Raw genomic sequence first — 22,698 nt, forward strand, 5'->3', positions numbered from 1 at the left:
AATAAAGGTGAAAGCCAGATATAGTGTAATTGTACCCATGTTCAATGAGGAGCAAGTAATTAGCGTTACTTACGAACGTTTGAAAAAAGTAATGGACGAATGCGGCGATACTTATGAGCTAGTCTTCGTTAATGACGGAAGTCGTGATCGTTCAGCCCAAATGATTCGGGAGATCAGTGATCGAGATGAATGCGTCAAGCTAATTGACTTCTCGCGTAATTTCGGACATCAGGTAGCGATTACAGCTGGCATGGACTATGCAGAAGGTCAAGCGGTCGTTGTTATTGACGCTGACCTTCAAGATCCGCCTGAGGTCATTTTGCAAATGATCGAGAAGTGGAAAGAGGGCTATGATGTTGTGTATGCGAAGCGGCTGAAGCGCCGTGGGGAGACGATGTTCAAGAAGGTAACGGCGAAGCTGTTTTACCGGCTGCTCAGCAGCATGACAAGTGTGGACATTCCTACGGATACAGGCGATTTCCGTCTTATTGATCGTAAAGTATGTGACGTCTTACGGGGGCTCAAGGAGAAAAATCGGTATGTCAGAGGTTTGGTAAGCTGGGTCGGCTTTAAGCAGACGATGGTGGAGTATGAGCGGGAAGAACGTTATGCAGGTGAAACCAAGTATCCGCTCAAGAAAATGATTCGTTTTGCGCTAGATGGTATCACTTCCTTTTCCCATAAACCACTTAAGATTGCTACGTATGTTGGATTTTTTCTATCCTTTTCTAGCTTTCTCTATTTATTCTTCGTCTTATTTCAAAGAATCTTCTTCACATCATGGACGGTTCCAGGTTGGGCTTCCATTGTAGGCGTCAATTTGCTCTTTAATGGTATCGTTCTGATGCTGTTAGGTGTAATCGGAGAGTATATTGGACGGATTTATGACGAGTCTAAGGATAGACCGCTATATATTGTAAGTGAGACTAAAGGATATCCTAACGAGGAACAAGTGGATCGACGGAAGGACTACAATAATGTCAGATAAGAACTTACGCGCTGCATTTATACAGTTTCTTAAATTTAATGCCGTAGGTTTGGTGAATACCCTAATTGATTTCGTAATCTTCACATTACTGAACTCACTTGGAATGGTATATGCGTTGGCACAGGTGATTTCTTATAGTGCAGGGACAGCGAACAGCTTTATTTTGAATAAAAAAGTTACCTTCAAGGATCACAATCGTGGCAGTAAAGAGGGCTTTGATAAGGCTCAGTTGCTGAAGTTTATCATACTGAATCTGGTAGTGCTCGGAATATCGCTGTTGCTAATGCATCTGTTGACTGACAAACTAGGCATTCAAGTGTTGATCTCTAAGGTATTAGTAACGTTTGTGACGGTGATCATTAACTTCTTCGGAAGTCGTAAATGGGTTTTCTAAAGTGCAGTAGAACCAATCCACGGAGGTGAAAATCATGCGTAAATTCTCGTATGTGCTCATACTGGCTGGGATCCTTATCATGCTTTATCCAAAAGCTAACGAATGGTATAACGACTGGCAGCAGGAGAAGCTATTAGAAACGGCTGAACTGAGCACCATCGAAAGCACTCCACCACCTGATCTGAAGAGTAGATATGCCGAGGTCACTCAGCTACTAGCAGAGGAATCCGTTCTAGATGCACAGGCACAGCCTCAAGAAACAGAAAAGCCAGAACCGGAGATTGAAGTGGGCGGCAAAGTTATCGCATTAATAGAGATTGCTAAGATTGATCTGAAGCTGCCAGTATTAGAAGGAGCAACAAAAGCAAATATGAAGCATGCTGCGGCCCATATGAAAGAAACGGCCCCGCTTGGAGAAATCGGGAACGCCGCAATAGCTGCTCATAGAGCTAGAACTACGGGCAGATTGTTTAACAGATTGAATGAAGTTGTGGTTGGGGATGTAATCACGGTAAAAACGAGCGATCAGGTATATAATTACGAGGTTTATGATATTTCTGTTGTACTTCCCAGTGATGTGTCTGTTCTTGACGGGAATAACAAGGATAAGATTCTTACTCTAATTACGTGTGACCCACTAGTAGATCCTACACATCGTTTGATTGTTCATGCTAAGCTTACCTAATAGTAGATGAGAAATGACAAGAGAACTGAAATACAGAGAGATAACTATAAAATAATAGCAAAACTAGCAATTTTGTTCTTGTTTACGAGGATAAATATGGTAGTATAAGACTATAAAAGCTAAACACGATAAACGGCAAACCTATCGAAAGGTAGGGACGCAAAGCTAAAGGGCCTTCCCGAAAGGATGGCAGCCAGTTACCGAATGAAGAGGCTTTTTTTGTTTTTATAAAATATATAAGAATCTTAGATTCATATTTCTACTTGGACTGATTCTGTTAATTTGTCTAGTGAAATTAGAACAGATAGAGCTTATACGATAACGGCAAACCTATCGAAAGGTAGGGACGCAAAGCTAAAGGGCCTTCCCGAAAGGATGGCAGCCAGCTACCGAAAGGAGTTTTATCCGTGAAAAAGGTTTATTTTATGATGGTGGCGCTGTTCGTGCTGATTACTTCGGTTCCAGTAAGCACAGCTCAAGCTGCAAGTCCAGATTCAAACTGGTTGAATACATCCAAATTAGCTCAAGGTGTAATCGGTATTAACTACGATATTCCAAAAGATAAAAGAGTTAAGCTGATGATCACAAAAGATAACAGTAGCTATACATACAATTTATATGCTTCTGGACAAGCTGAGGACTTCCCTTTGCAACAAGGGAATGGGACTTATAAAGTTTCTGTTCTTGAGAATACAACAGGTAATAAATATAAGGCTCTCTATTCTGAAGTAGTAGATTTAACTATGAACGACTCAAATTCCGTATATTTGGGCTCCGTACAGAATGTGAAATGGAGTTCTTCTGATAAAGCAATCGTTAAGGCTAAAGAGCTTACAAAAGGTAAAACAACAGATGAAGAAAAAGTTAAGGCAATTTATAACTATGTAGTTGCTAATGTACAATATGATTATTCTCTTGCTAATAACGTAACAACAGATTACATTCCGAACATTAACAACACTTTGAATACTAAAAAAGGAATCTGCTATGACTATGCTTCTCTTTTTGCCGCAATGCTGCGTAGTGTAGATGTGCCTGCTAAATTGGTGATGGGGAATACTAGCTACGTTACGCAATACCATGCATGGAATGAAGTATTGATGGATGGGAAATGGGTTACTATTGATACCACGGTAGATGCATCGGCAGCGAAGAGTAAGAAGAATACGGATTTTATTAAGGCTTCAAGTAAGTATACTGCAGCAAAATACTATTAATTTGAAACGCTAGAATCATAACTCTATTAAATAAACAACCAGCTTAATTATTAAGCTGGTTGTTTATTTTTCTATTAGGGGTTGCTTTTCTATGAGTAGATAGGTTATTATAGTTAAGCGTTGTTAGACAGCGTACAGGCAATGTTTGAGAGAGTTATATAAACGGCTTTCGAAAAAAAGCTTGCATTACTGAGAACAACATGATATATTATAAGAGTTGCTGCTGAGACATTAAACGGCGCCAACGAGAACTTGATCTTTGAAAACTGAACAACGAGTGAGTAGGAAATCACGAAAGTGAAATCCAAAACTGATGAGTTTCACAGCGTATCTTACGCTTTTGGGATTTCATCGTGAGAATTAATTTTCTCGTCAGATGTTTCAAAATGAGCATATCGCTCTTTTCAATACTAATTGGAGAGTTTGATCCTGGCTCAGGACGAACGCTGGCGGCGTGCCTAATACATGCAAGTCGAGCGGAGTTATTTTGAAAGCTTGCTTTCAAAATAACTTAGCGGCGGACGGGTGAGTAACACGTAGGCAACCTGCCCCTTAGACTGGGATAACTACCGGAAACGGTAGCTAATACCGGATAATTTCTTTTTTCTCCTGAAGGAAGAATGAAAGACGGAGCAATCTGTCACTGAGGGATGGGCCTGCGGCGCATTAGCTAGTTGGTGGGGTAACGGCCCACCAAGGCGACGATGCGTAGCCGACCTGAGAGGGTGAACGGCCACACTGGGACTGAGACACGGCCCAGACTCCTACGGGAGGCAGCAGTAGGGAATCTTCCGCAATGGACGAAAGTCTGACGGAGCAACGCCGCGTGAGTGATGAAGGTTTTCGGATCGTAAAGCTCTGTTGCCAGGGAAGAACGTCCGGTAGAGTAACTGCTACCGGAGTGACGGTACCTGAGAAGAAAGCCCCGGCTAACTACGTGCCAGCAGCCGCGGTAATACGTAGGGGGCAAGCGTTGTCCGGAATTATTGGGCGTAAAGCGCGCGCAGGCGGTCATTTAAGTCTGGTGTTTAAACCTTGGGCTCAACCTAAGGTCGCACTGGAAACTGGGTGACTTGAGTACAGAAGAGGAAAGTGGAATTCCACGTGTAGCGGTGAAATGCGTAGATATGTGGAGGAACACCAGTGGCGAAGGCGACTTTCTGGGCTGTAACTGACGCTGAGGCGCGAAAGCGTGGGGAGCAAACAGGATTAGATACCCTGGTAGTCCACGCCGTAAACGATGAGTGCTAGGTGTTAGGGGTTTCGATACCCTTGGTGCCGAAGTTAACACAGTAAGCACTCCGCCTGGGGAGTACGGTCGCAAGACTGAAACTCAAAGGAATTGACGGGGACCCGCACAAGCAGTGGAGTATGTGGTTTAATTCGAAGCAACGCGAAGAACCTTACCAGGTCTTGACATCCCTCTGAATCTGCTAGAGATAGCAGCGGCCTTCGGGACAGAGGAGACAGGTGGTGCATGGTTGTCGTCAGCTCGTGTCGTGAGATGTTGGGTTAAGTCCCGCAACGAGCGCAACCCTTAACTTTAGTTGCCAGCAAGTAATGTTGGGCACTCTAGAGTGACTGCCGGTGACAAACCGGAGGAAGGTGGGGATGACGTCAAATCATCATGCCCCTTATGACCTGGGCTACACACGTACTACAATGGCCGGTACAACGGGAAGCGAAGCCGCGAGGTGGAGCCAATCCCATCAAAGCCGGTCTCAGTTCGGATTGCAGGCTGCAACTCGCCTGCATGAAGTCGGAATTGCTAGTAATCGCGGATCAGCATGCCGCGGTGAATACGTTCCCGGGTCTTGTACACACCGCCCGTCACACCACGAGAGTTTACAACACCCGAAGTCGGTGGGGTAACCCGCAAGGGAGCCAGCCGCCGAAGGTGGGGTAGATGATTGGGGTGAAGTCGTAACAAGGTAGCCGTATCGGAAGGTGCGGCTGGATCACCTCCTTTCTATGGAGAATCGTCTTCGGAAGTGGAGACATTCAAATCGGAAGTTAAACTTCCAAATCTCAGGTTTAGGCCTGTTACTCACTCGTTGCTCAGTTTTGAGAGTTTAAGCTCTCAAGTAAGACTTGATCCTTGAAAACTGGATACCGAAACGAATTTGCGTTTTAGAACATCTTTTAGCAACTTGTGCAAACAAGTAAATGTTATTAGTGAGATGATTCCAAGAGAGATATCGTATGATATTTTCCTGCGGAAAAATCAAGGTTAAGCTAATAAGAGCACACGGAGGATGCCTAGGCGCCAGGAGCCGACGAAGGACGTGGCGAACAACGAAACTGCCTCGGGGAGCTGTAAGCAAGCTTTGATCCGGGGGTGTCCGAATGGGGAAACCCAGCTGTGGTAATTCGCAGTTACTCATACCTGAATACATAGGGTATGTAGAGGCAGACCAGGGGAACTGAAACATCTAAGTACCCTGAGGAAGAGAAAACAATAGTGATTCCGTCAGTAGCGGCGAGCGAACGCGGAACAGCCTAAACCTAAGAGCTTGCTCTTAGGGGTTGTGGGACGTCTCACATGGAGTTACAAAGGAATATGGTAGGTGAAGAGGTCTGGAAAGGCCCGCGATAGAGGTAAAAGCCCTGTAACCTAAACTGTGTTCTCTCCGAGACGGATCCCGAGTAGTGCGGGGCACGTGAAACCCCGTATGAATCCAGCAGGACCATCTGCTAAGGCTAAATACTACCTGGCGACCGATAGTGAAACAGTACCGTGAGGGAAAGGTGAAAAGCACCCCGGAAGGGGAGTGAAATAGAACCTGAAACCGTGTGCTTACAAAAAGTCAGAGCCCTATTTATGGGTGATGGCGTGCCTTTTGTAGAATGAACCGGCGAGTTACGTTTAACATGCAAGGTTAAGTCGAGAAGACGGAGCCGCAGCGAAAGCGAGTCTGAATAGGGCGAATGAGTATGTGGACGTAGACCCGAAACCGTGTGATCTACCCCTGTCCAGGGTGAAGGTGCGGTAACACGCACTGGAGGCCCGAACCCACGCACGTTGAAAAGTGCGGGGATGAGGTGGGGGTAGCGGAGAAATTCCAATCGAACTCGGAGATAGCTGGTTCTCCCCGAAATAGCTTTAGGGCTAGCCTCGGTATAAGAGTAGTGGAGGTAGAGCACTGATTGGGTGCGGGGTCCGCAAGGATTACCAAGCTCAGTCAAACTCCGAATGCCATATACTTATTGCCGGGAGTCAGACAGTGAGTGCTAAGATCCATTGTCAAAAGGGAAACAGCCCAGACCATCAGCTAAGGTCCCCAAGTGTGTGTTAAGTGGGAAAGGATGTGGAGTTGCACAGACAACCAGGATGTTGGCTTAGAAGCAGCCACCATTGAAAGAGTGCGTAATAGCTCACTGGTCGAGTGACTCTGCGCCGAAAATGTAACGGGGCTAAACACACCACCGAAGCTATGGCTAGATACGTATGTATCTGGGGTAGGGGAGCGTTGTATGTGGGTTGAAGGTGTACCGTAAGGAGCGCTGGACAGCATACAAGTGAGAATGCCGGTATGAGTAACGAAAAGATCAGTGAGAATCTGATCCGCCGAAAGCCCAAGGTTTCCTGAGGAAGGCTCGTCCGCTCAGGGTAAGTCGGGACCTAAGGCGAGGCCGAAAGGCGTAGTCGAAGGACAACAGTTTGAAATTACTGTACCACCGTAATCCGCTATGAGCGATGGGGTGACGCAGGAGGGTAGTGACGCGGACTGATGGATATGTCCGTCTAAGCAGTGAGGCTGATGTGTAGGCAAATCCGCACATCGTTAAGGCTGGGCTGTGATGGGGAGCGAAAATTGTAGTAGCGAAGGTCATGATCTCACACTGCCAAGAAAAGCCTCTAGCCAGGAGAAGGTGCCCGTACCGCAAACCGACACAGGTAGGCGAGAAGAGAATTCTAAGGCGCGCGGAAGAACTCTCGTTAAGGAACTCGGCAAAATGACCCCGTAACTTCGGGAGAAGGGGTGCCCCGGTAGTGTGAATAGCACGAGGGGGCCGCAGTGAAAAGGCCCAAGCGACTGTTTAGCAAAAACACAGGTCTGTGCGAAGCCGCAAGGCGAAGTATACGGGCTGACGCCTGCCCGGTGCTGGAAGGTTAAGGGGAGTGGTTAGGGGTAACCCGAAGCTATGAACCGAAGCCCCAGTAAACGGCGGCCGTAACTATAACGGTCCTAAGGTAGCGAAATTCCTTGTCAGGTAAATTCTGACCCGCACGAATGGCGTAACGACTTGGGCGCTGTCTCAACGAGAGATCCGGTGAAATTTTAATACCTGTGAAGATGCAGGTTACCCGCGACAAGACGGAAAGACCCCATGGAGCTTTACTGCAGCTTGATATTGAATTTGGGTACGATCTGTACAGGATAGGTGGGAGCCGTAGAAATCGGAGCGCAAGCTTCGGTGGAGGCGCCGTTGGGATACCACCCTGATCGTATCTAGGTTCTAACCTAGTGCCCTAATCGGGTACGGGGACCGTGTCAGGCGGGCAGTTTGACTGGGGCGGTCGCCTCCTAAAGAGTAACGGAGGCGTTCCAAGGTTCCCTCAGAATGGTTGGAAATCATTCGAAGAGTGCAAAGGCATAAGGGAGCTTGACTGCGAGACCTACAAGTCGAGCAGGGACGAAAGTCGGACTTAGTGATCCGGTGGTACCGCATGGAAGGGCCATCGCTCAACGGATAAAAGCTACCCTGGGGATAACAGGCTTATCTCCCCCAAGAGTCCACATCGACGGGGAGGTTTGGCACCTCGATGTCGGCTCATCGCATCCTGGGGCTGAAGTAGGTCCCAAGGGTTGGGCTGTTCGCCCATTAAAGCGGTACGCGAGCTGGGTTCAGAACGTCGTGAGACAGTTCGGTCCCTATCTGTCGTGGGCGCAGGAAATTTGAGAGGAGCTGTCCTTAGTACGAGAGGACCGGGATGGACGTACCGCTGGTGCACCAGTTGTTCCGCCAGGAGCATGGCTGGGTAGCTACGTACGGACGGGATAAGCGCTGAAAGCATCTAAGCGTGAAGCCCCCCTCAAGATGAGATTTCCCAATTAGTAAGACCCCTTGAAGACGACGAGGTAGATAGGTTGGAGGTGGAAGTGCAGTAATGCATGGAGCTGACCAATACTAATCGGTCGAGGGCTTATCCTATACTTAAAACGCAAATTCAATTCGGATTCAGTTTTCAGGCATCAAGCCTGTAACACGCTTAGAAATTTATTCTCACTTCTGGTGATGAACGAAATTTCACGCGGCAGCGTCTGTTTCACAGACGCATGTTTGGTGGCGATAGCGGAGGGGTTCCACGCGTACCCATCCCGAACACGACCGTTAAGCCCTCCAGCGCCGATGGTACTTGGACCGAAGGGTCCTGGGAGAGTAGGACGTTGCCAAGCACACGAAGCCATTGTTGATTTATCAACAATGGCTTTTTTGTTCCCTTTATCGCTTAATTTAAATAATGTGGATAAGTCATGGGTAAATAACGAAAAAATAAAAGTTACTAACATGTGGATGAAATAAAAAAATATATTCAAAATTGAAAGTAGTCCCCAATTTATGTGGATAGAGCAGTGGTATATGTGGATACTTCAAGTAAATGCAAGGATATTTTGCATGGTAGGAGGATAAACAATGGACAACAGTAGCAATCTTGTGTGGATAGAAGATTTTTCTGTACATGCGAGCGACACGGATTATCGTTCGCAGGGTAAGTTATCCTTTATTCTGGATATCATGCAATGTGCGGCAGACTTCGCGGTGGGTAATTTGGGGATAAGTGTGGAAGAAATTCTGAATGCAGGAATGGGCTGGATGATGATTACGTTAGATCTTGATTTTAAGCGTATTCCTCGCCCAAATGATGTGCTTAGCGTACATACCTGGAGTAAAGGTACTAAAGGGGCTTTATGGCAACGGGATTATCGTATTTTCGATGCAGATCATATAGAGATTGCCACAGCGCGTTCTATATGGGCTTTAGTAGATATTGAGAAGAGAAAGATACTCAGACCGAACGCTCTTCCAGTTCAGGTTAAGCACTATAATGGCGATTCAGTAGGCGATATGCCTGTTAAGGTAACGATCCCTACTGATATTACTATGGAAGAAGCTTATCGGTATCAGGTAAGATATAGTGGGCTGGATAGCAACGGACATCTGAATAATGCCCGATACGGAGATTTATGTTGTGATGCACTCAGTTTAGCGGAATGGGATAATGCAGAGTTCACACGCTTCCGGATTACTTATCTACAAGAAGCAAAGTTTGGGGATGAACTGACTATTTTACGTTCGGCAGTAACCGATGATGGTATATATGTACGTGGTCAGAATAGTGATACTATATTTTTTGAAGCTTTTTTAGATTTAAAAGATATTAAGTAAGTAAATAGTAAATCTGGAATATTATTATAAAAAAGCGATTTCTCCGAGCATCAATCGGGGCAATCGCTTTTTTATTTGTCTTTGGTTGATGCTTTTAACATATTTGGAATATTTTTTAGAGCCTGTCACAATTAAAGGGATCACATTCGTTATATAGTTGTAGTCAATAACAAGGAGGTGATTCTTTGGAACGTCGCAGCCCCGGGGTCCAAGTGAATCAAACAATAATTGAAGAGGCTATTGATCAGGTTCTTACGGGTAACCGCGAAACCTATAGAACGATTATACAAGCCTATGAAAGAAGGATTTATACTTATTGCTACTATATATTGAAGAGTCATGAAGAAGCAGAGGATGCTGTGCAAGATATATTTGTAAAAGTGTATCAGGAACTCAGACGTTATGAGAAACGAGTCTCTTTTAATGCATGGCTGTATAAAGTGGCTTATCATCATTGCTTGGATCAGGTTCGCAAACGCAAGAGATGGAACAGACTGATTAAGCTTTATACAGCACTGCAAACAAAGACTTATTATGAACTTAACGATGAATCTCCGGTAGAGCAGCTATTTAGCAATCTCTCAACAGAAGAAAGTAACATGCTAATCCTTAAATTGGTAGAGCAATATAGCTTTGAAGAAATGGGCCAGATCATGGGTTGTAGCCCGTCAATGCTGCGTAAGAGGTATGAACGGTTACGAAAGAAGCTTGTTTCAGAAAAAATCTACGAGGGAGGGATACAACTTGATGAAGTGGCAAAATCGAACTGAAGAGCAGAGGTTGCAGCAGATTGCTGAGACTGTCCGAAGTCATGAAATGCCGATAACAAGCTATAGTGAACAAATAATGAAGCGAATTGAGAAGATGGAAGTTCAGGGAAATCAACAAAAGAACACAAACGGCAAGTTGTTTAAGAAAACGTTGATTGCGGCCTGCACAGCTGCGGTAGTTGGAACGTTGATTATTGGAACTGGTTTAGTATCTCCCGCCTGGGCAGACAAGCTGAGCCAGGTTCCTATTCTAGGAAATATTTTTAGTGATTTAGATGATTCGGGACTGAAGAATGCTGTTGAAAAAGGACTTACAACTAATCCAGACGTTAGTATTACTCATGATGGAGTAACCTTGAAAATTAGTGATGTAATGTATGATGGTACACGTCTGGTTTTGGGGTTCGAAAGAGAAGGTATTCAAAATGATCTCGTAATGGCTAAGATAACGAACTTTTGGAATAATAATTTTGATCAATCTGAAAAAGGGTTGCTTGGAATGCCTGTAGTTAAACTCCCTAATGGGAAAGAAGTGATATTTGGTTCTTCAAGAACAGGTGATATCTACGGGCAATCGAACACACTATTACTAGAGCTTAATGAGGTTCAAAACACCGAGGAATTTGGGGAAGAATTTGAGGTAAGTGTAAGTGTACCTGTAGCCCAAGTCGAAGAGCCATTTGTATTTCATGTACCCGTGAAAAAAGTAACTGAGGAGGCTATAAGGCTTACCCCAGATCAAACGAAGAGCAGAGGAGCGTTTAGTTATACCGTTATGAATCTAGATATTACGCCTGCAACGACTAGAATAGTTATTAATAGTACGGGGGAAGTTCCTGTATCACCAGAACAAACAGGGGAGTATAGTCCAACGGAGGTGTTCTATCAGATCGAAGATGATCAAGGGAACATCATTGAACCGTACAATCGGGGATACAATTTATATCCGGCTATACCACTTCTTATAGTAGATAAAATATATGCTGCATTCTCAGAAACACCGAAATACGTAACCATCAAGCCGTATACCTGTACGTTTGATAAGGATTTGAACCTTTTGAAGGATGCTGATGGACAAAGAATAAAAACGTTCTATGAAGAGCTTGAGCTAACAATTCAGATTCAATAAGGACTAGTAACTGTTAATCCAATAAACTAAGCAAAGTCCGTGTCTGCCTATCAGATGCGGACTTTTTTATATAAATTCTAATGGAATGTAGATTTCGCTCACAGATTTTTCATTATCCGGGCCAATGTACCCTTCTCCATAAAATTCTAATTCAAAAGGAATGGATATTCTGTATTCTGTTTTTGGCAGCCAGATTCCGTAAATATATTTATAAGTAGAAGGGATATCACAAGAACGGCCTCTGTGGATGAATTTCAAATATCGGGCGGGTGGTAATACATGAATGGGTAGTGCCCGATTGCTGTCTGTATAAATTTCCGATTTAGATGAAGTATCCGAATGGCTTATGTGATTCTGTGCTATGGAAGGTGAAGACTTTAGCTCGCAGGCACACATAATCGAAAATCCGTTATCCTCATAATCGTTTGGCCAGAAGCCAAGCTGATAATATTTTTCGGGAAGTATGCGCTTATGTATGGTAGTTACCTTGCTAAAAAGCAGCGACCAAGTATTAGAGATGACGGAGTAATTATCGTTTATCTTTACTAACGGTCCCTGAAGAATGATTTCTCCCAAATCAACGAGTTGGGGGGAGATAATATTATCCATAGGTGCTTGATATAGATCATGTTCGTAGAGTCTAGGTAGTAAAGGGAGCTGTGATTTAGTACGCCTTTTACGGACGAGGGTAGGAGTCGTATGCAGCATTCTTTTGAAAGCGCGGGTAAAGGTCTCATAATTATTGAAGTCATAATCTAGCGAGATGTCCTGAAGAGAGCGCTCTGGCATTCTTAAAATATCCAATGCTGCCTCAGTGATTCTGCGTCTTAATATATAGTCGCCAGGTGCTATCCCAGTGACCGCTTGAAATAGACGGGTGAAATGATAAAGAGAGTAACCCATTTCTTTGGAGAGGACAGCTACAGGAAGAAGCGTTGTTAAACGATCCTCGATGAGATCTAATGCTTGGATTATTAATTGACGATTGTTCAAGAGATGTCCTCCCATAACTTTTTTATAGAGGTGGTGTTCAAAACTACCACTTCAATTATTCAGCCATCCAGTCCCCCCAATTAGCAGCCCAATCGGGAACGGTCACATCCATTACGCGATCGGCACTAGGAAAATAGGCTTTGATGTCGAGAATTGGTGTACCAGGATAGGCATCAAGCCCAGCCACCTCTACGATGCCAGAATCTTCATCGACAGACAGGATTGCTGCTACACTAAGCCCAATTGGATTAGGTCGAATAGGGGAACGGGAAGCGAATACTCCAGTTAATGTTTCGTCATAAGGTGGTTGAATCTGTGTAGTCTGGCGGAATTGATCATCTGCAAACTCGTGCAGCCACCAAAGCACTTGGCAATGACTAAATTGAGATAAACCTTTAAGCGCCGGGCTAAATTCCGGTTTGATTTCCAGTCGCAAATTACGTGGCGTACCTGTAACCCAACCTATAGGTACTATATTATAGCTTTCTTGTTCATTCATTGACTATGACTCCTTTCGGGTATCAGATATTATCTAGTGTATAACGGAGTGACCCGGTAAAGCCTGACGATATTTGCTATCATTCATTTAATGCTATAATGAAATTTGATGTGGAAAGGGGAGCATTATGAAGACATTAGTATTGGCGGAGAAGCCGTCTGTTGCACGCGAGATTGCACGAGTTATGGGATGTAATAATAAACAGAAGAGTTATATTGAAGGTCCAAAATATGTGGTTACCTGGGCACTGGGTCATTTAGTCGGCCTGGCAGAGCCTGAAGATTATAATAAAAAGTTTGCAACCTGGGCCCTGGAGGATTTACCGATTTTACCGGAGAAGACCAAGTTGAAGGTGCTTCGGGAGACGAATCAGCAATACAAGGCTGTTCAGCATCTAATGAAAAGACAGGATATTGAGGAGCTTGTGGTGGCTACAGACGCTGCCCGTGAAGGTGAGCTGCTGGCTCGCTGGATTATGACTATGGCAGGGTGGAAAAAGCCATTCCGGCGGCTATGGATATCCTCGCAGACTGATAAGGCGATTAAAGAGGGATTCGCTAAGCTCCGCCCAGGTCGGGAATTTGATCGTCTATACGAATCTGCACGTTGCCGCGCAGAGGCGGACTGGATGATTGGTCTTAATGTCACGAGAGCATTGACTTGCAAGTTCGGTTCGCCGCTCTCGGCAGGACGGGTGCAAACACCGACATTAGGGATGATTATGGATCGTGAAAAGGAAATAACGGGTTTCCGTTCCGTTGATTTTGAGACGTTAACTGCAGATTTCGGGGATTTCCAAGCAGCTTGGCGGGCTAGTAACGGAGATGGGCGGATATTCGAAAAGGATAAGACAGCAAGTCTGAAGGATAAGCTTACTGGTCGTAGCGGACGTATTATTAAGGTGCAGAAGAGTGAAAAGAGCGAGCCCCATCCTCTCGCTTATGATTTGACTGAATTGCAGCGTGATGCGAACCGGAAGTTCGGCTTCTCCGCGAAGCAGACTTCTAGTGTGCTCCAACGTTTATATGAGCAGCACAAGCTAGTCACTTACCCGCGTACGGACAGTCGTTACTTAACTTCAGATATGACGGGCACACTTAAGGAAAGACTGGACAGTGTGGCTGTCGGACCATATGCGGCGCTGGCACGTCCACTGCTGCGCAAACCGCTGCCGATTACGAAGCGTATTGTGGATGATAGTAAAGTAAGTGATCACCATGCCATTATTCCGACAGAGCAGACTGTATTATTAAATGGACTGAGTACTGAGGAACGTAAGCTGTATGATCTGATTGTGCGGCGTTTTATCAGCTTGTTCTATCCCCCAGCACGCTATGATGCGGTAGCTGTTACCGTCAATGTGGAAGGCGAGAGCTTTCATGTCAAAGGAACGACGGTAAAAGATGCCGGCTGGCGTGAAGTGTACGGTGGAGATATGAGTAATGATGATGATGAGGAATCATCGGACGAGCCAGCAGCTGGCAGTGTAAAGCTGCCTGAGCTTCGCGAAGGGGCAACTGTCACGATTAGCCGTTGTGTAGTGCGTCCTGGACGAACACAGCCACCGAAGCGTTATAATGAAGCTTCACTTTTGACGCAAATGGAGAAGCACGGACTGGGAACCCCGGCGACGCGCGCGGATATTATCGAGAAGCTGGTGAGCTCCGATACCATTGAGCGTCAGGGGAATCTCCTGCATCCGACCGGAAAAGGTAAGCAGCTTATCGAACTGGTATCCACCCAGCTACGGACTCCGGATCTAACTGCACGCTGGGAAGCTGAGCTGGAGAAAATTGCGCGTGGTCAAGGGAAACCGGAGCTCTTTTTGCAAGGTATACGCAGTATGGCACAGGAATTAGTGACTGGTGTAAAAACAAGCGGAGCAGAATATAAACCGCATAATGTCTCAAATAGTAATTGTCCGGAATGCGGTACAAGACTACTCGAGAAAAAGAGCAAACGGGGCAAGCTGCTTGTGTGTCCTGCGGATAACTGTGGTTATACCCGGGCCGGAGAGAAAAGATTATCGAATCGCCGCTGTCCGCAGTGCCATAAGAAAATGGAGCTTAAAGAGGGTAAAGCAGGTATGTTCGTTCAATGTCTGGGCTGTGGAATCACAGAAACTTTGGATAAGGACCACAAGCATGTGAATAAACGCGAACAGCAAAAGCTGGTACAGCAATACAGTAAGCAAGAAAGCATTGGCTCTAACCTTGGGGAACTGCTGAAAGCAGCGCTTGAAGGGCAAAAGAAGGATAAGTAGAGAGCTAGGTAAACCTGTTGTTGCTACTAACTTTTGTTCAGGGAAATTGGATGGTAATAATGAAGACTGCTGAGTTTGCTCAGTAGTCTTTTTTTATTCGCGTAAGTTTTTGTAGTCTACGGATAGGCTTTGAATTAGAATGTTAAGCAAATACATAGAGCAGGTGATTAGGGTGGCAGCGGAGCAGCAAGTGGATTCAGTGAAAGCGGCAGATAGCCCACAAGCTCAGGGTAACAGCAGGTTTTTCTTTCTTGTGATTGTATTTATGTTCTGGTTCTCTTCTTATATTTATGTTCCGGTGCTTTCACCGTATGTGGAGCAATTGGGAGCCTCGTATTTTATGGTGGGCATGGTGCTTGGCGTATACGGGTTAATGCAGATCCTGTTCCGACTGCCGATTGGTATCGGTTCAGATTATTTGAATCGGCGGCGGCCGTTTATCTATCTGGGATTGATTGCGAGCGGAGCCAGCTGTTTTCTTTTTATGTGGGGAGCACAGCCTGTTTGGGCATTGGCAGCACGTGCGGTATCTGGTATAGCGGCTTCGGCATGGGTCGTGTACACTGTGATGTTTGCGGGCTATTTCCCGAAAGAGGAAGCTGGAAAAGCAATGGGCATGCTGCAATTTACTACAGTTATCGCCCAATTGACCAGTATGATGATCAGTGGCTATATGGTGGAGCATTGGGGCTGGAATACCCCGTTCTTGATGGGTGGAATTGTAGCGATTGCGGCGTTGCTGCTTGCTCTGCGATTGCCTGAACAAAAACAGGAGAAACGGCAAAGTGCGATCCAGATCAAGGATTTGGCGGGTGTTATGAAGGAGCCCCTTTTGGTAAGAGTCTCACTGTTGTCTGTATTGGCACACTGTGTGCTATTCATTACGATGTTCGGATATACTCCGAACCAAGCCCTGAATATCGGAGCAAGCAAAGAAAGCTTGGGCTGGCTGACGCTTGCTTTCATGATTCCGCATGCTGTCGCGACCCTCTACGGTTCACGGACATTCGGAAGACTCCTAGGGGACAGGGGGACGCTTATCATAGGCTTCGCGGGCAGTGCATTGTTTACACTTCTTATTCCTTCTATGCCGACGTTAGCGATGCTTTGTCTGACTCAGGTAGGAAACGGATTTATGCAGGGACTTATTTTTCCATTGTTGTTAGGCAAGTCGGTGTCAGAAGTGGATCCATATAAACGCGCAACAGCTATGGGCTTCTATCAGGCTGTCTATGCGGTAGGCATGTCGGCGGGACCTTTCGTGGCAGGCTGGATGAGTGCTCACTATGGTTTGACCGGGGGGTTCTGGCTGGGTGGAATTGCGGCGGCGCTTGCTGCGGTGTTGTCATGGATATGGATGAAGGATGCGAAGCGGTGAAACTAAAGAGGCAGACAGCGAAGTTATCAGAGCGTGTAAGGATGATTGGTTTTTTGTGAAAAAGAGGAATATAATAGAGATAGATAGGTAGCAAGGAGGAGAGCCCGGGAGAATGGTCAAGGTTATAATGTTGTGGTTTGTGGTAATTAATATAATCGGATATGTAGTGATGTCCGAAGACAAGATCAAAGCCCGTAAACGGCGAGAACGTGTACCTGAGAAGACACTTTTTCTGCTGGCAGCTATGGGCGGGGCACTAGGCGTGCTGATTGCCATGTATCGTAAGCGTCACAAGACACGACATATGTCCTTTAGGATCGGAATTCCGTTGCTTCTGTTGCTGAATATCTTTTTGTACAGCTATTTTTTAAGGTGATAGTCTTTATGATTACAAACTAGAAAAAGAGGTGGCGTACATGTTATTCTCTAAAATTTTACTCGCCTATGATGGATCTAAGGCTTCTAATCAAGCATTGGAGCGCGCAATTGAACTCGCAAAAGTAACTCCGAGCTCTACGATGCATGTCGTTCACGCATTTGAATTTCCAAGATTTTTTATCGGAGAAGCTCTTGCACCATTACCGGCTTCAGTAAATAAAGAGTATTATGATTTGGCAGTGCAGACTACAGAAGAAGTGAAGGGACGTCTTGAGGCTGAAGGCTTGAATGCTGAGGTTGAGCTATTACAAGGATCTCCCGCTGAAGTGATTTTGAAATATGCGAAGGAACATGCTATAGATGTAATTGTTATCGGCAGCCGCGGACTTGGCGGAATACGTGAATTTGTTCTGGGCAGCGTAAGCCACAATGTAGTACAAAGCGCTCGTATTCCGGTGCTGGTAGTCAAATAATATAAAGTTAAAAGGGACGCTTATGGCGTTCCTTTTTTTTCGTGATCAGGAAGATAACTGACTGAATGGTTTAGCATTAAGAGTGTACGGAAAGAAGTCTTTATCATCAAAATAAGTGGCTGTTGAGAAATTAAATTCGCCTAAAAGCGAACGTTTGGTAATCCTAATTTACAAATGTTCGTGTTTGAGTTGACATCCTGTGTAGGGGATTGTTAAACTGATGTCATGAGCAACTCGTATAAAACCGGGGATATGGCCCGGAAGTTTCTACCCGGGAACCGTAAATTACCGGACTACGAGGAAATAGGATGATAGAATGCGGCAATGCGGTCCGGGTAACGGAATGATGCATTATGCCATTTTCCGCGCTTAATGCAGCCTAATGATAGGCACGCGGATTATTTTTTCCTAATTTCTTTACTAGTCCGATCCTCCCGCAGCAAAATGCGTCTGGTCATCGGGCTTTTTTTATTCGAATTTACAAGATAAAGATAATAAAGATATCCATACTAGTGACTGGAAGGTAGGTCGAATCATGTCTGTACAGGTAGCTGTTATCATGGGCAGTAAATCGGATTGGGACACGATGGAGTACGCTTGTGCGGTGCTTGAAGAGCTGGGATTATCTTATGAGAAGAAGGTAGTATCTGCGCACCGGACGCCGGACTTGATGTTCAGCTATGCGGAGGAAGCCGCGGGCCGGGGTATTCGCGTCATTATTGCAGGAGCGGGCGGTGCCGCGCATTTACCGGGTATGGTGGCAGCAAAGACGATCCTGCCTGTGATTGGAGTGCCAGTACAGTCGAAGGCGCTTAATGGGCTGGATTCGCTTCTCTCCATCGTGCAGATGCCAGGAGGCATTCCAGTGGCAACGGTAGCCATTGGTAAGGCAGGAGCCATTAATGCAGGCCTCCTGGCCGCACAGATTATCGGAGCGTTCGATCCAGAAGTGCAGCAGCGTGCGCAGCTGCGGCGGGATGCGATCACGGGCGAAGTCCTTGAAAGCAGCGACAGCTTATGAGACCGGAGGAGCTGAAGCTGCAGGAGGCTGGCGGCGCTAATTCGCCAGCTGCTACTAATGCGTCCGGTACGGACACCGTCCGGACGCTACTGCCCGGGGCGACCGTCGGCGTGCTCGGCGGCGGGCAGCTCGGGCGCATGATGGCGCTGGCTGGCAGCGCCATGGGCTACCGCTTCGTGGCGCTGGACCCTGCGCCGGATGCGCCAAGCGGTCAAGTTACGCCGCAGATTACAGCGGCGTATAACGACCGGGACGCGGCGCGGGAGCTAGCGCGCCGCTCGGACGTCATCACGTACGAGTTCGAGAACGTCGACGCGGGTGTTGCCGCGCTGCTGACGGAGGAATCGTACGTGCCGCAGGGCAGCGCGCTGCTGTATACGACACAGCATCGGCTGCGCGAAAAAGCCGCCATCGAGGCGGCAGGCGTACCCGTCGCCCCGTACCGGAAGGTGGATAGCCTTGCGGAGCTGAAAGTGGCGGCGGTTGAACTTGGACTTCCCTGTGTGCTGAAGACAGCCACAGGCGGTTATGACGGTAAGGGACAAGCCGTGATTCGGCAGGAGGAAGAGCTGGAAGAAGCCTTCCGGCAAGTAGCACCCGGAGCGGTTGTACCGGAGCTGGTGCTTGAGAAATTTGTCGCTTTTAAGTGTGAAATATCCGTCGTTGCTGCACGCAGTGCATCTGGAGAGGTTAAGAGCTTCCCACCGTCGGAGAATATTCATGTGAATAATATTTTGCATCTGTCTATTGTGCCTGCAAGAGTGTCAGAGGAGATTCAGCGGAGAGCATGCGAATTGGCAGAGACATTAATTGCTGGACTTGATGCGGTTGGGCTGTTGGCTGTAGAAATGTTCGTCACAGAGGATGGGCAATTGTTCGTCAATGAGCTGGCACCAAGGCCGCATAACTCCGGGCATTACACCATGGACGCTTGCGCGACTTCACAGTTCGAGCAGCATGTCCGGGCGATTTGTAATCTGCCGCTGGGCGATACAACGCTTTTGACACCCGTAGTTATGGTAAATGTACTAGGTCAGCATTTGGATGGCGCCATTAAAGCGACCTGTACACAGGACGAAAAAGATAATAAGCTGGGTGTTGTACCTAAGCTTCATATATATGGCAAGACTGAGAGTAAGGCCGGCCGCAAGATGGGCCATATCAATCTGCTCTGCAAGGATACCGGAGACGGCTTGTCCTGGGTGGAGCAATCTAAACTTTGGAGGAACTAAAGAATATGATCGAACGTTACAGCAGACCTGAGATGCGAGCTATTTGGACGGAGGAAAATAAATTCAAAGCGTGGCTGGAAGTTGAGATCTGCGCTTGTGAAGCATGGGCTGAGCTGGGAGTTATCCCGCACGAAGACGCAGCTAAACTGCGTAAAGACGCTAAATTCGACATCGCACGCATTGATGAAATAGAACAAGAGACACGTCATGACGTTATCGCATTTACACGTGCGGTTTCCGAAAGCCTTGGCGCAGAACGCAAATGGGTTCACTACGGTCTTACTTCTACTGACGTGGTAGATACGGCACTGGGTTACTTGCTTCGTCAAGCGAATGAGATTCTAGAGAAGGATATCATCAATTTTATTGAGATCCTTAAAGATAAGGCTATTGCCTACAAAGATACACCGATGATGGGCCGTACACATGGCGTTCATGCCGAGCCAACCACCTTCGGTCTGAAAATGGCGCTTTGGTACGAAGAAATGAAACGTAACCTGGAGCGTTTCCGCCATGCTGCGAACGGTGTGCAGTTCGGTAAAATCTCCGGTGCTGTTGGTACGTACGCGAACATCGATCCTTTCGTAGAAGAATTCGTTTGCCGCAAGCTCGGCACAAGCCCAGCTCCAATCTCTACACAAACGTTACAGCGTGACCGTCATGCTGAATACATGGCTGCACTTGCTTTGGTAGCGACATCGTTAGACAAATTCGCTACTGAAATCCGCGCCCTGCAAAAGAGTGAGATTCGTGAAGTGGAAGAAGCTTTTGCCAAAGGTCAAAAAGGTTCATCCGCTATGCCGCATAAACGTAATCCGATCGGCTGCGAGAACATTTCCGGTCTGTCCCGCGTCATTCGCGGACATATGGTTACAGCTTACGAGAACGTGCCACTCTGGCATGAACGCGATATTTCGCACTCCTCCGTGGAACGTATCATTCTTCCGGATGCGACAATGCTGCTTAACTACATGCTGAACCGTTTCGGTAACATCGTGAAGAACCTGACTGTATTCCCAGAGAACATGAAGCGTAACATGAACCGTACCTTCGGCGTTCCTTTCTCCGGTCGGATCTTGACTAAACTGATCGACAAAGGTCTTAGCCGTGAGCAAGCGTACGATACCGTTCAACCGCGTGCTATGCAAGCATGGGAAGAGCAAAAACAATTCCGCGATATCGTGGAAGCTACACCTGAAATCACTAACGTTCTTACCCCAGAAGAGATTGAAGATGCATTTAACCCTTCTTGGCACCTTAAGCATGTGGACACCATCTTCCGCAAGCTAGAGCTTATCTAAAAAAAAGATAGGTTAGTGGTGAACTAAGGAGCTTGGAATAGTACGAGCGGTTAGCGTTGTGCAGAATTGAAATACCGATGGTTAATAAGGAACGAAGAGAATTTTTGGAACTGTAGAAGCGTTAGCGTTCGCCTTTATCCTCGGATTTCTACCGCGAGAAGCGGTTCAAATCAGGAAATCTGAGGATAACAGCGATCGGAAGTCCAAATATTTCTTGTAGTGGACCGATTGACCAATAGATATTTCGACTTTGTAAGTGACGCTTTCGCTCAAGTAATAATTAATGATCATTAGTTCAAGGGAGGAAAGGTCATGACATCGTCGGCCGTATCCACAGCCGTGGAACTCATCAATGCGCCGCTGCTCTATAAAGGGAAGGTTCGTGAGCTGTACGATTTAGGGGAGAATGTACTGATCGTCGTTACAGATCGGATATCTGCATTTGACTATGTGCTGGACCCAGCGGTGCCTGAAAAGGGCAATGTACTTAACCGTCTGAGTGCGTTCTGGTTCGGAAAGACCAAAGGGCTGATGGAGAATCATGTCATTCATATCGATGTGGATCTGCTCGGAGACATCGTTAAGGACAAAGAGGCACTCAGAAACCGTGTTATGGTGGTACGCAAAGCGGAACGCATCGATATCGAATGTGTGGTGCGTGGGTGCATTACCGGTGGGGGCTGGAGACAGTATCAAGAAACAGGCAAAGTCAATGGTATTGAGCTTCCTAAAGATTTGCGCAAAAATGCGCTGCTGGCACAGCCGATTTTTACCCCTGCGGCTAAAAATGATGTAGGTCATGATGAGGATATTCCTTTTGAAAAGATGCAGGAGTTAATCGGTGCTGATCTGGCACTCGAGCTGCAGGAGAAAAGCTTGCAGTTGTTCTCTTTTGCCAGAGAGTACTGTGCTGAGCGGGGAATTATTCTTGCAGATTGCAAATTCGAATTCGGCTTGCTGGACGGCAAGGTGATTCTGATTGATGAGATTTTTACGCCGGATGCTTCACGCTTCTGGGCCAAGGACAAATATGCTCTTGATATCGAAATTGATAGTATGGATAAAGAGCCTGTTCGTACGTATCTATCTGCATCCTCCTGGGATAAAAATAGTAAACCTGATCCACTTCCACAAGAAGTAGTTGAAGAAACTACACGCCGTTATCTGGACATTTATCATCGTCTTACTGGCAAGTCTTTATAGCTCAACATAGTGTGTTTACTCATGAGAATAAATTAAGTATATGTTTTTGTTTTTGAAGCTAGAGTTACTTTTAGTAGAGTTTCAGCTTTCAGAAAGTATATACACATAAAAATTTAGGAGGAACTACAAGCATATGTTAAAAGCGACGGTATATGTCACCATCAAGAAGAGCGTTCTCGATCCACAAGGGGTAGCAGTGCAAGGAGCACTTCATTCGGTAGGTTTTCAAGAGGTTGAAAGTTTGCGTATTGGGAAATATATGGAGCTGACTTTGGACACGGACAACCGTGCTGAAGCAGAAGTGCGTCTCAAGGAAATGTGCGAAAAGCTACTTGCCAACACGGTGATCGAGGATTACCGCTACGAATTGGAGGACTAAAC

The 22,698-nt window shown here is 46.3% G+C and carries 18 protein-coding genes, 3 rRNA genes and 3 riboswitches; of the genes, 19 read left to right on the plus strand and 2 right to left on the minus strand.

All coding sequences use genetic code 11. The annotated features are described in order from the left end of the window. Positions 1-7 precede the first annotated feature (7 nt). The 10 genes from NST74_RS03135 (at position 8) to NST74_RS03180 (ending at position 11,576) form a co-directional block, all read left to right on the plus strand. On the plus strand, positions 8-988 hold the full coding sequence (locus tag NST74_RS03135) for a glycosyltransferase family 2 protein (RefSeq protein ID WP_076116865.1): 981 nt from the start codon (positions 8-10) through the stop codon (positions 986-988). Then, positions 978-1,382, plus strand: a complete 405-nt coding sequence (locus NST74_RS03140) for a GtrA family protein (RefSeq protein WP_042124006.1) — start codon at positions 978-980, stop codon at positions 1,380-1,382. The genes NST74_RS03135 and NST74_RS03140 overlap by 11 nt, the downstream gene beginning before the upstream one ends. Before the next feature lie 34 nt (positions 1,383-1,416). Beyond that, positions 1,417-2,067, plus strand: coding sequence for a class D sortase (locus NST74_RS03145; RefSeq protein ID WP_042124008.1), 651 nt, complete (start codon positions 1,417-1,419; stop codon positions 2,065-2,067). 124 nt (positions 2,068-2,191) lie between these two features. Then, positions 2,192-2,272: riboswitch (cyclic di-GMP riboswitch) on the plus strand. Between the two features lie 108 nt (positions 2,273-2,380). After that, positions 2,381-2,461: riboswitch (cyclic di-GMP riboswitch) on the plus strand. Positions 2,462-2,474: 13 nt separating this feature from the next. Then, a complete protein-coding gene (locus NST74_RS03150; RefSeq protein ID WP_341110348.1) occupies positions 2,475-3,284 on the plus strand; it encodes a transglutaminase-like domain-containing protein in 810 nt (269 codons plus the stop codon). A gap of 411 nt (positions 3,285-3,695) precedes the next feature. Beyond that, positions 3,696-5,253 (plus strand): 16S ribosomal RNA (locus NST74_RS03155). Positions 5,254-5,512: 259 nt separating this feature from the next. Further along, a 23S ribosomal RNA gene (locus NST74_RS03160) occupies positions 5,513-8,441 on the plus strand. 128 nt (positions 8,442-8,569) lie between these two features. Continuing rightward, a 5S ribosomal RNA gene (gene rrf, locus NST74_RS03165) occupies positions 8,570-8,686 on the plus strand. Together the 16S, 23S and 5S rRNA genes form the textbook arrangement of a ribosomal RNA operon. A gap of 238 nt (positions 8,687-8,924) precedes the next feature. Then, complete coding sequence (locus NST74_RS03170; RefSeq protein WP_341110349.1) at positions 8,925-9,677, plus strand: acyl-[acyl-carrier-protein] thioesterase; 753 nt, start codon at positions 8,925-8,927, stop codon at positions 9,675-9,677. A 185-nt stretch (positions 9,678-9,862) separates the two neighbouring features. Continuing rightward, positions 9,863-10,447 carry an RNA polymerase sigma factor gene (locus tag NST74_RS03175; protein WP_341110350.1) on the plus strand — a complete coding sequence of 195 codons (585 nt, stop codon included), beginning with the start codon at positions 9,863-9,865 and terminating at the stop codon, positions 10,445-10,447. Beyond that, the gene (locus tag NST74_RS03180) at positions 10,425-11,576 is read left to right on the plus strand and encodes a DUF4179 domain-containing protein (protein ID WP_341115818.1); all 1,152 of its coding nucleotides are present in this window, start codon (positions 10,425-10,427) and stop codon (positions 11,574-11,576) included. The genes NST74_RS03175 and NST74_RS03180 overlap by 23 nt, the downstream gene beginning before the upstream one ends. Before the next feature lie 66 nt (positions 11,577-11,642). On the opposite strand, the gene NST74_RS03185 is transcribed toward NST74_RS03180, so the two are convergent. Both NST74_RS03185 and tsaA read right to left on the minus strand, forming a co-directional pair. After that, positions 11,643-12,569: an AraC family transcriptional regulator gene (locus NST74_RS03185; RefSeq protein WP_341110352.1), complete on the minus strand. Its 927-nt coding sequence runs from the start codon at positions 12,567-12,569 to the stop codon at positions 11,643-11,645. Between the two features lie 55 nt (positions 12,570-12,624). Continuing rightward, positions 12,625-13,068: a tRNA (N6-threonylcarbamoyladenosine(37)-N6)-methyltransferase TrmO gene (gene tsaA, locus NST74_RS03190; RefSeq protein ID WP_341110354.1), complete on the minus strand. Its 444-nt coding sequence runs from the start codon at positions 13,066-13,068 to the stop codon at positions 12,625-12,627. Positions 13,069-13,195: 127 nt separating this feature from the next. On the opposite strand from tsaA, the gene NST74_RS03195 reads away from it, so the two are divergent. The 9 genes from NST74_RS03195 (at position 13,196) to purS (ending at position 22,696) form a co-directional block, all read left to right on the plus strand. Beyond that, positions 13,196-15,331 carry a DNA topoisomerase III gene (locus NST74_RS03195; RefSeq protein ID WP_341110355.1) on the plus strand — a complete coding sequence of 712 codons (2,136 nt, stop codon included), beginning with the start codon at positions 13,196-13,198 and terminating at the stop codon, positions 15,329-15,331. A gap of 139 nt (positions 15,332-15,470) precedes the next feature. Then, the gene (locus NST74_RS03200; protein WP_341110356.1) at positions 15,471-16,709 is read left to right on the plus strand and encodes an MFS transporter; all 1,239 of its coding nucleotides are present in this window, start codon (positions 15,471-15,473) and stop codon (positions 16,707-16,709) included. 112 nt (positions 16,710-16,821) lie between these two features. Continuing rightward, on the plus strand, positions 16,822-17,085 hold the full coding sequence (locus NST74_RS03205; protein ID WP_042124022.1) for a DUF1294 domain-containing protein: 264 nt from the start codon (positions 16,822-16,824) through the stop codon (positions 17,083-17,085). A 40-nt stretch (positions 17,086-17,125) separates the two neighbouring features. Next, positions 17,126-17,560: a universal stress protein gene (locus NST74_RS03210; RefSeq protein WP_341110357.1), complete on the plus strand. Its 435-nt coding sequence runs from the start codon at positions 17,126-17,128 to the stop codon at positions 17,558-17,560. A 214-nt stretch (positions 17,561-17,774) separates the two neighbouring features. Then, positions 17,775-17,876: riboswitch (purine riboswitch) on the plus strand. Between the two features lie 219 nt (positions 17,877-18,095). Beyond that, positions 18,096-18,581, plus strand: a complete 486-nt coding sequence (purE, locus tag NST74_RS03215) for a 5-(carboxyamino)imidazole ribonucleotide mutase (RefSeq protein ID WP_341110358.1) — start codon at positions 18,096-18,098, stop codon at positions 18,579-18,581. Then, positions 18,578-19,813 carry a 5-(carboxyamino)imidazole ribonucleotide synthase gene (gene purK, locus NST74_RS03220; RefSeq protein WP_341110359.1) on the plus strand — a complete coding sequence of 412 codons (1,236 nt, stop codon included), beginning with the start codon at positions 18,578-18,580 and terminating at the stop codon, positions 19,811-19,813. The genes purE and purK overlap by 4 nt, the downstream gene beginning before the upstream one ends. A gap of 5 nt (positions 19,814-19,818) precedes the next feature. After that, a complete protein-coding gene (gene purB / locus NST74_RS03225; protein ID WP_042124027.1) occupies positions 19,819-21,114 on the plus strand; it encodes an adenylosuccinate lyase in 1,296 nt (431 codons plus the stop codon). Positions 21,115-21,426: 312 nt separating this feature from the next. Continuing rightward, positions 21,427-22,317 carry a phosphoribosylaminoimidazolesuccinocarboxamide synthase gene (locus NST74_RS03230; RefSeq protein ID WP_341110360.1) on the plus strand — a complete coding sequence of 297 codons (891 nt, stop codon included), beginning with the start codon at positions 21,427-21,429 and terminating at the stop codon, positions 22,315-22,317. A gap of 133 nt (positions 22,318-22,450) precedes the next feature. Next, positions 22,451-22,696, plus strand: coding sequence for a phosphoribosylformylglycinamidine synthase subunit PurS (gene purS, locus NST74_RS03235; protein WP_036680912.1), 246 nt, complete (start codon positions 22,451-22,453; stop codon positions 22,694-22,696). Positions 22,697-22,698 lie beyond the last annotated feature (2 nt).

Origin of the sequence: Paenibacillus sp. FSL F4-0125 (genome assembly GCF_038008565.1) — a bacterium.
In the GTDB taxonomy this organism is placed as follows: Bacteria; Bacillota; Bacilli; order Paenibacillales; family Paenibacillaceae; genus Paenibacillus_AQ.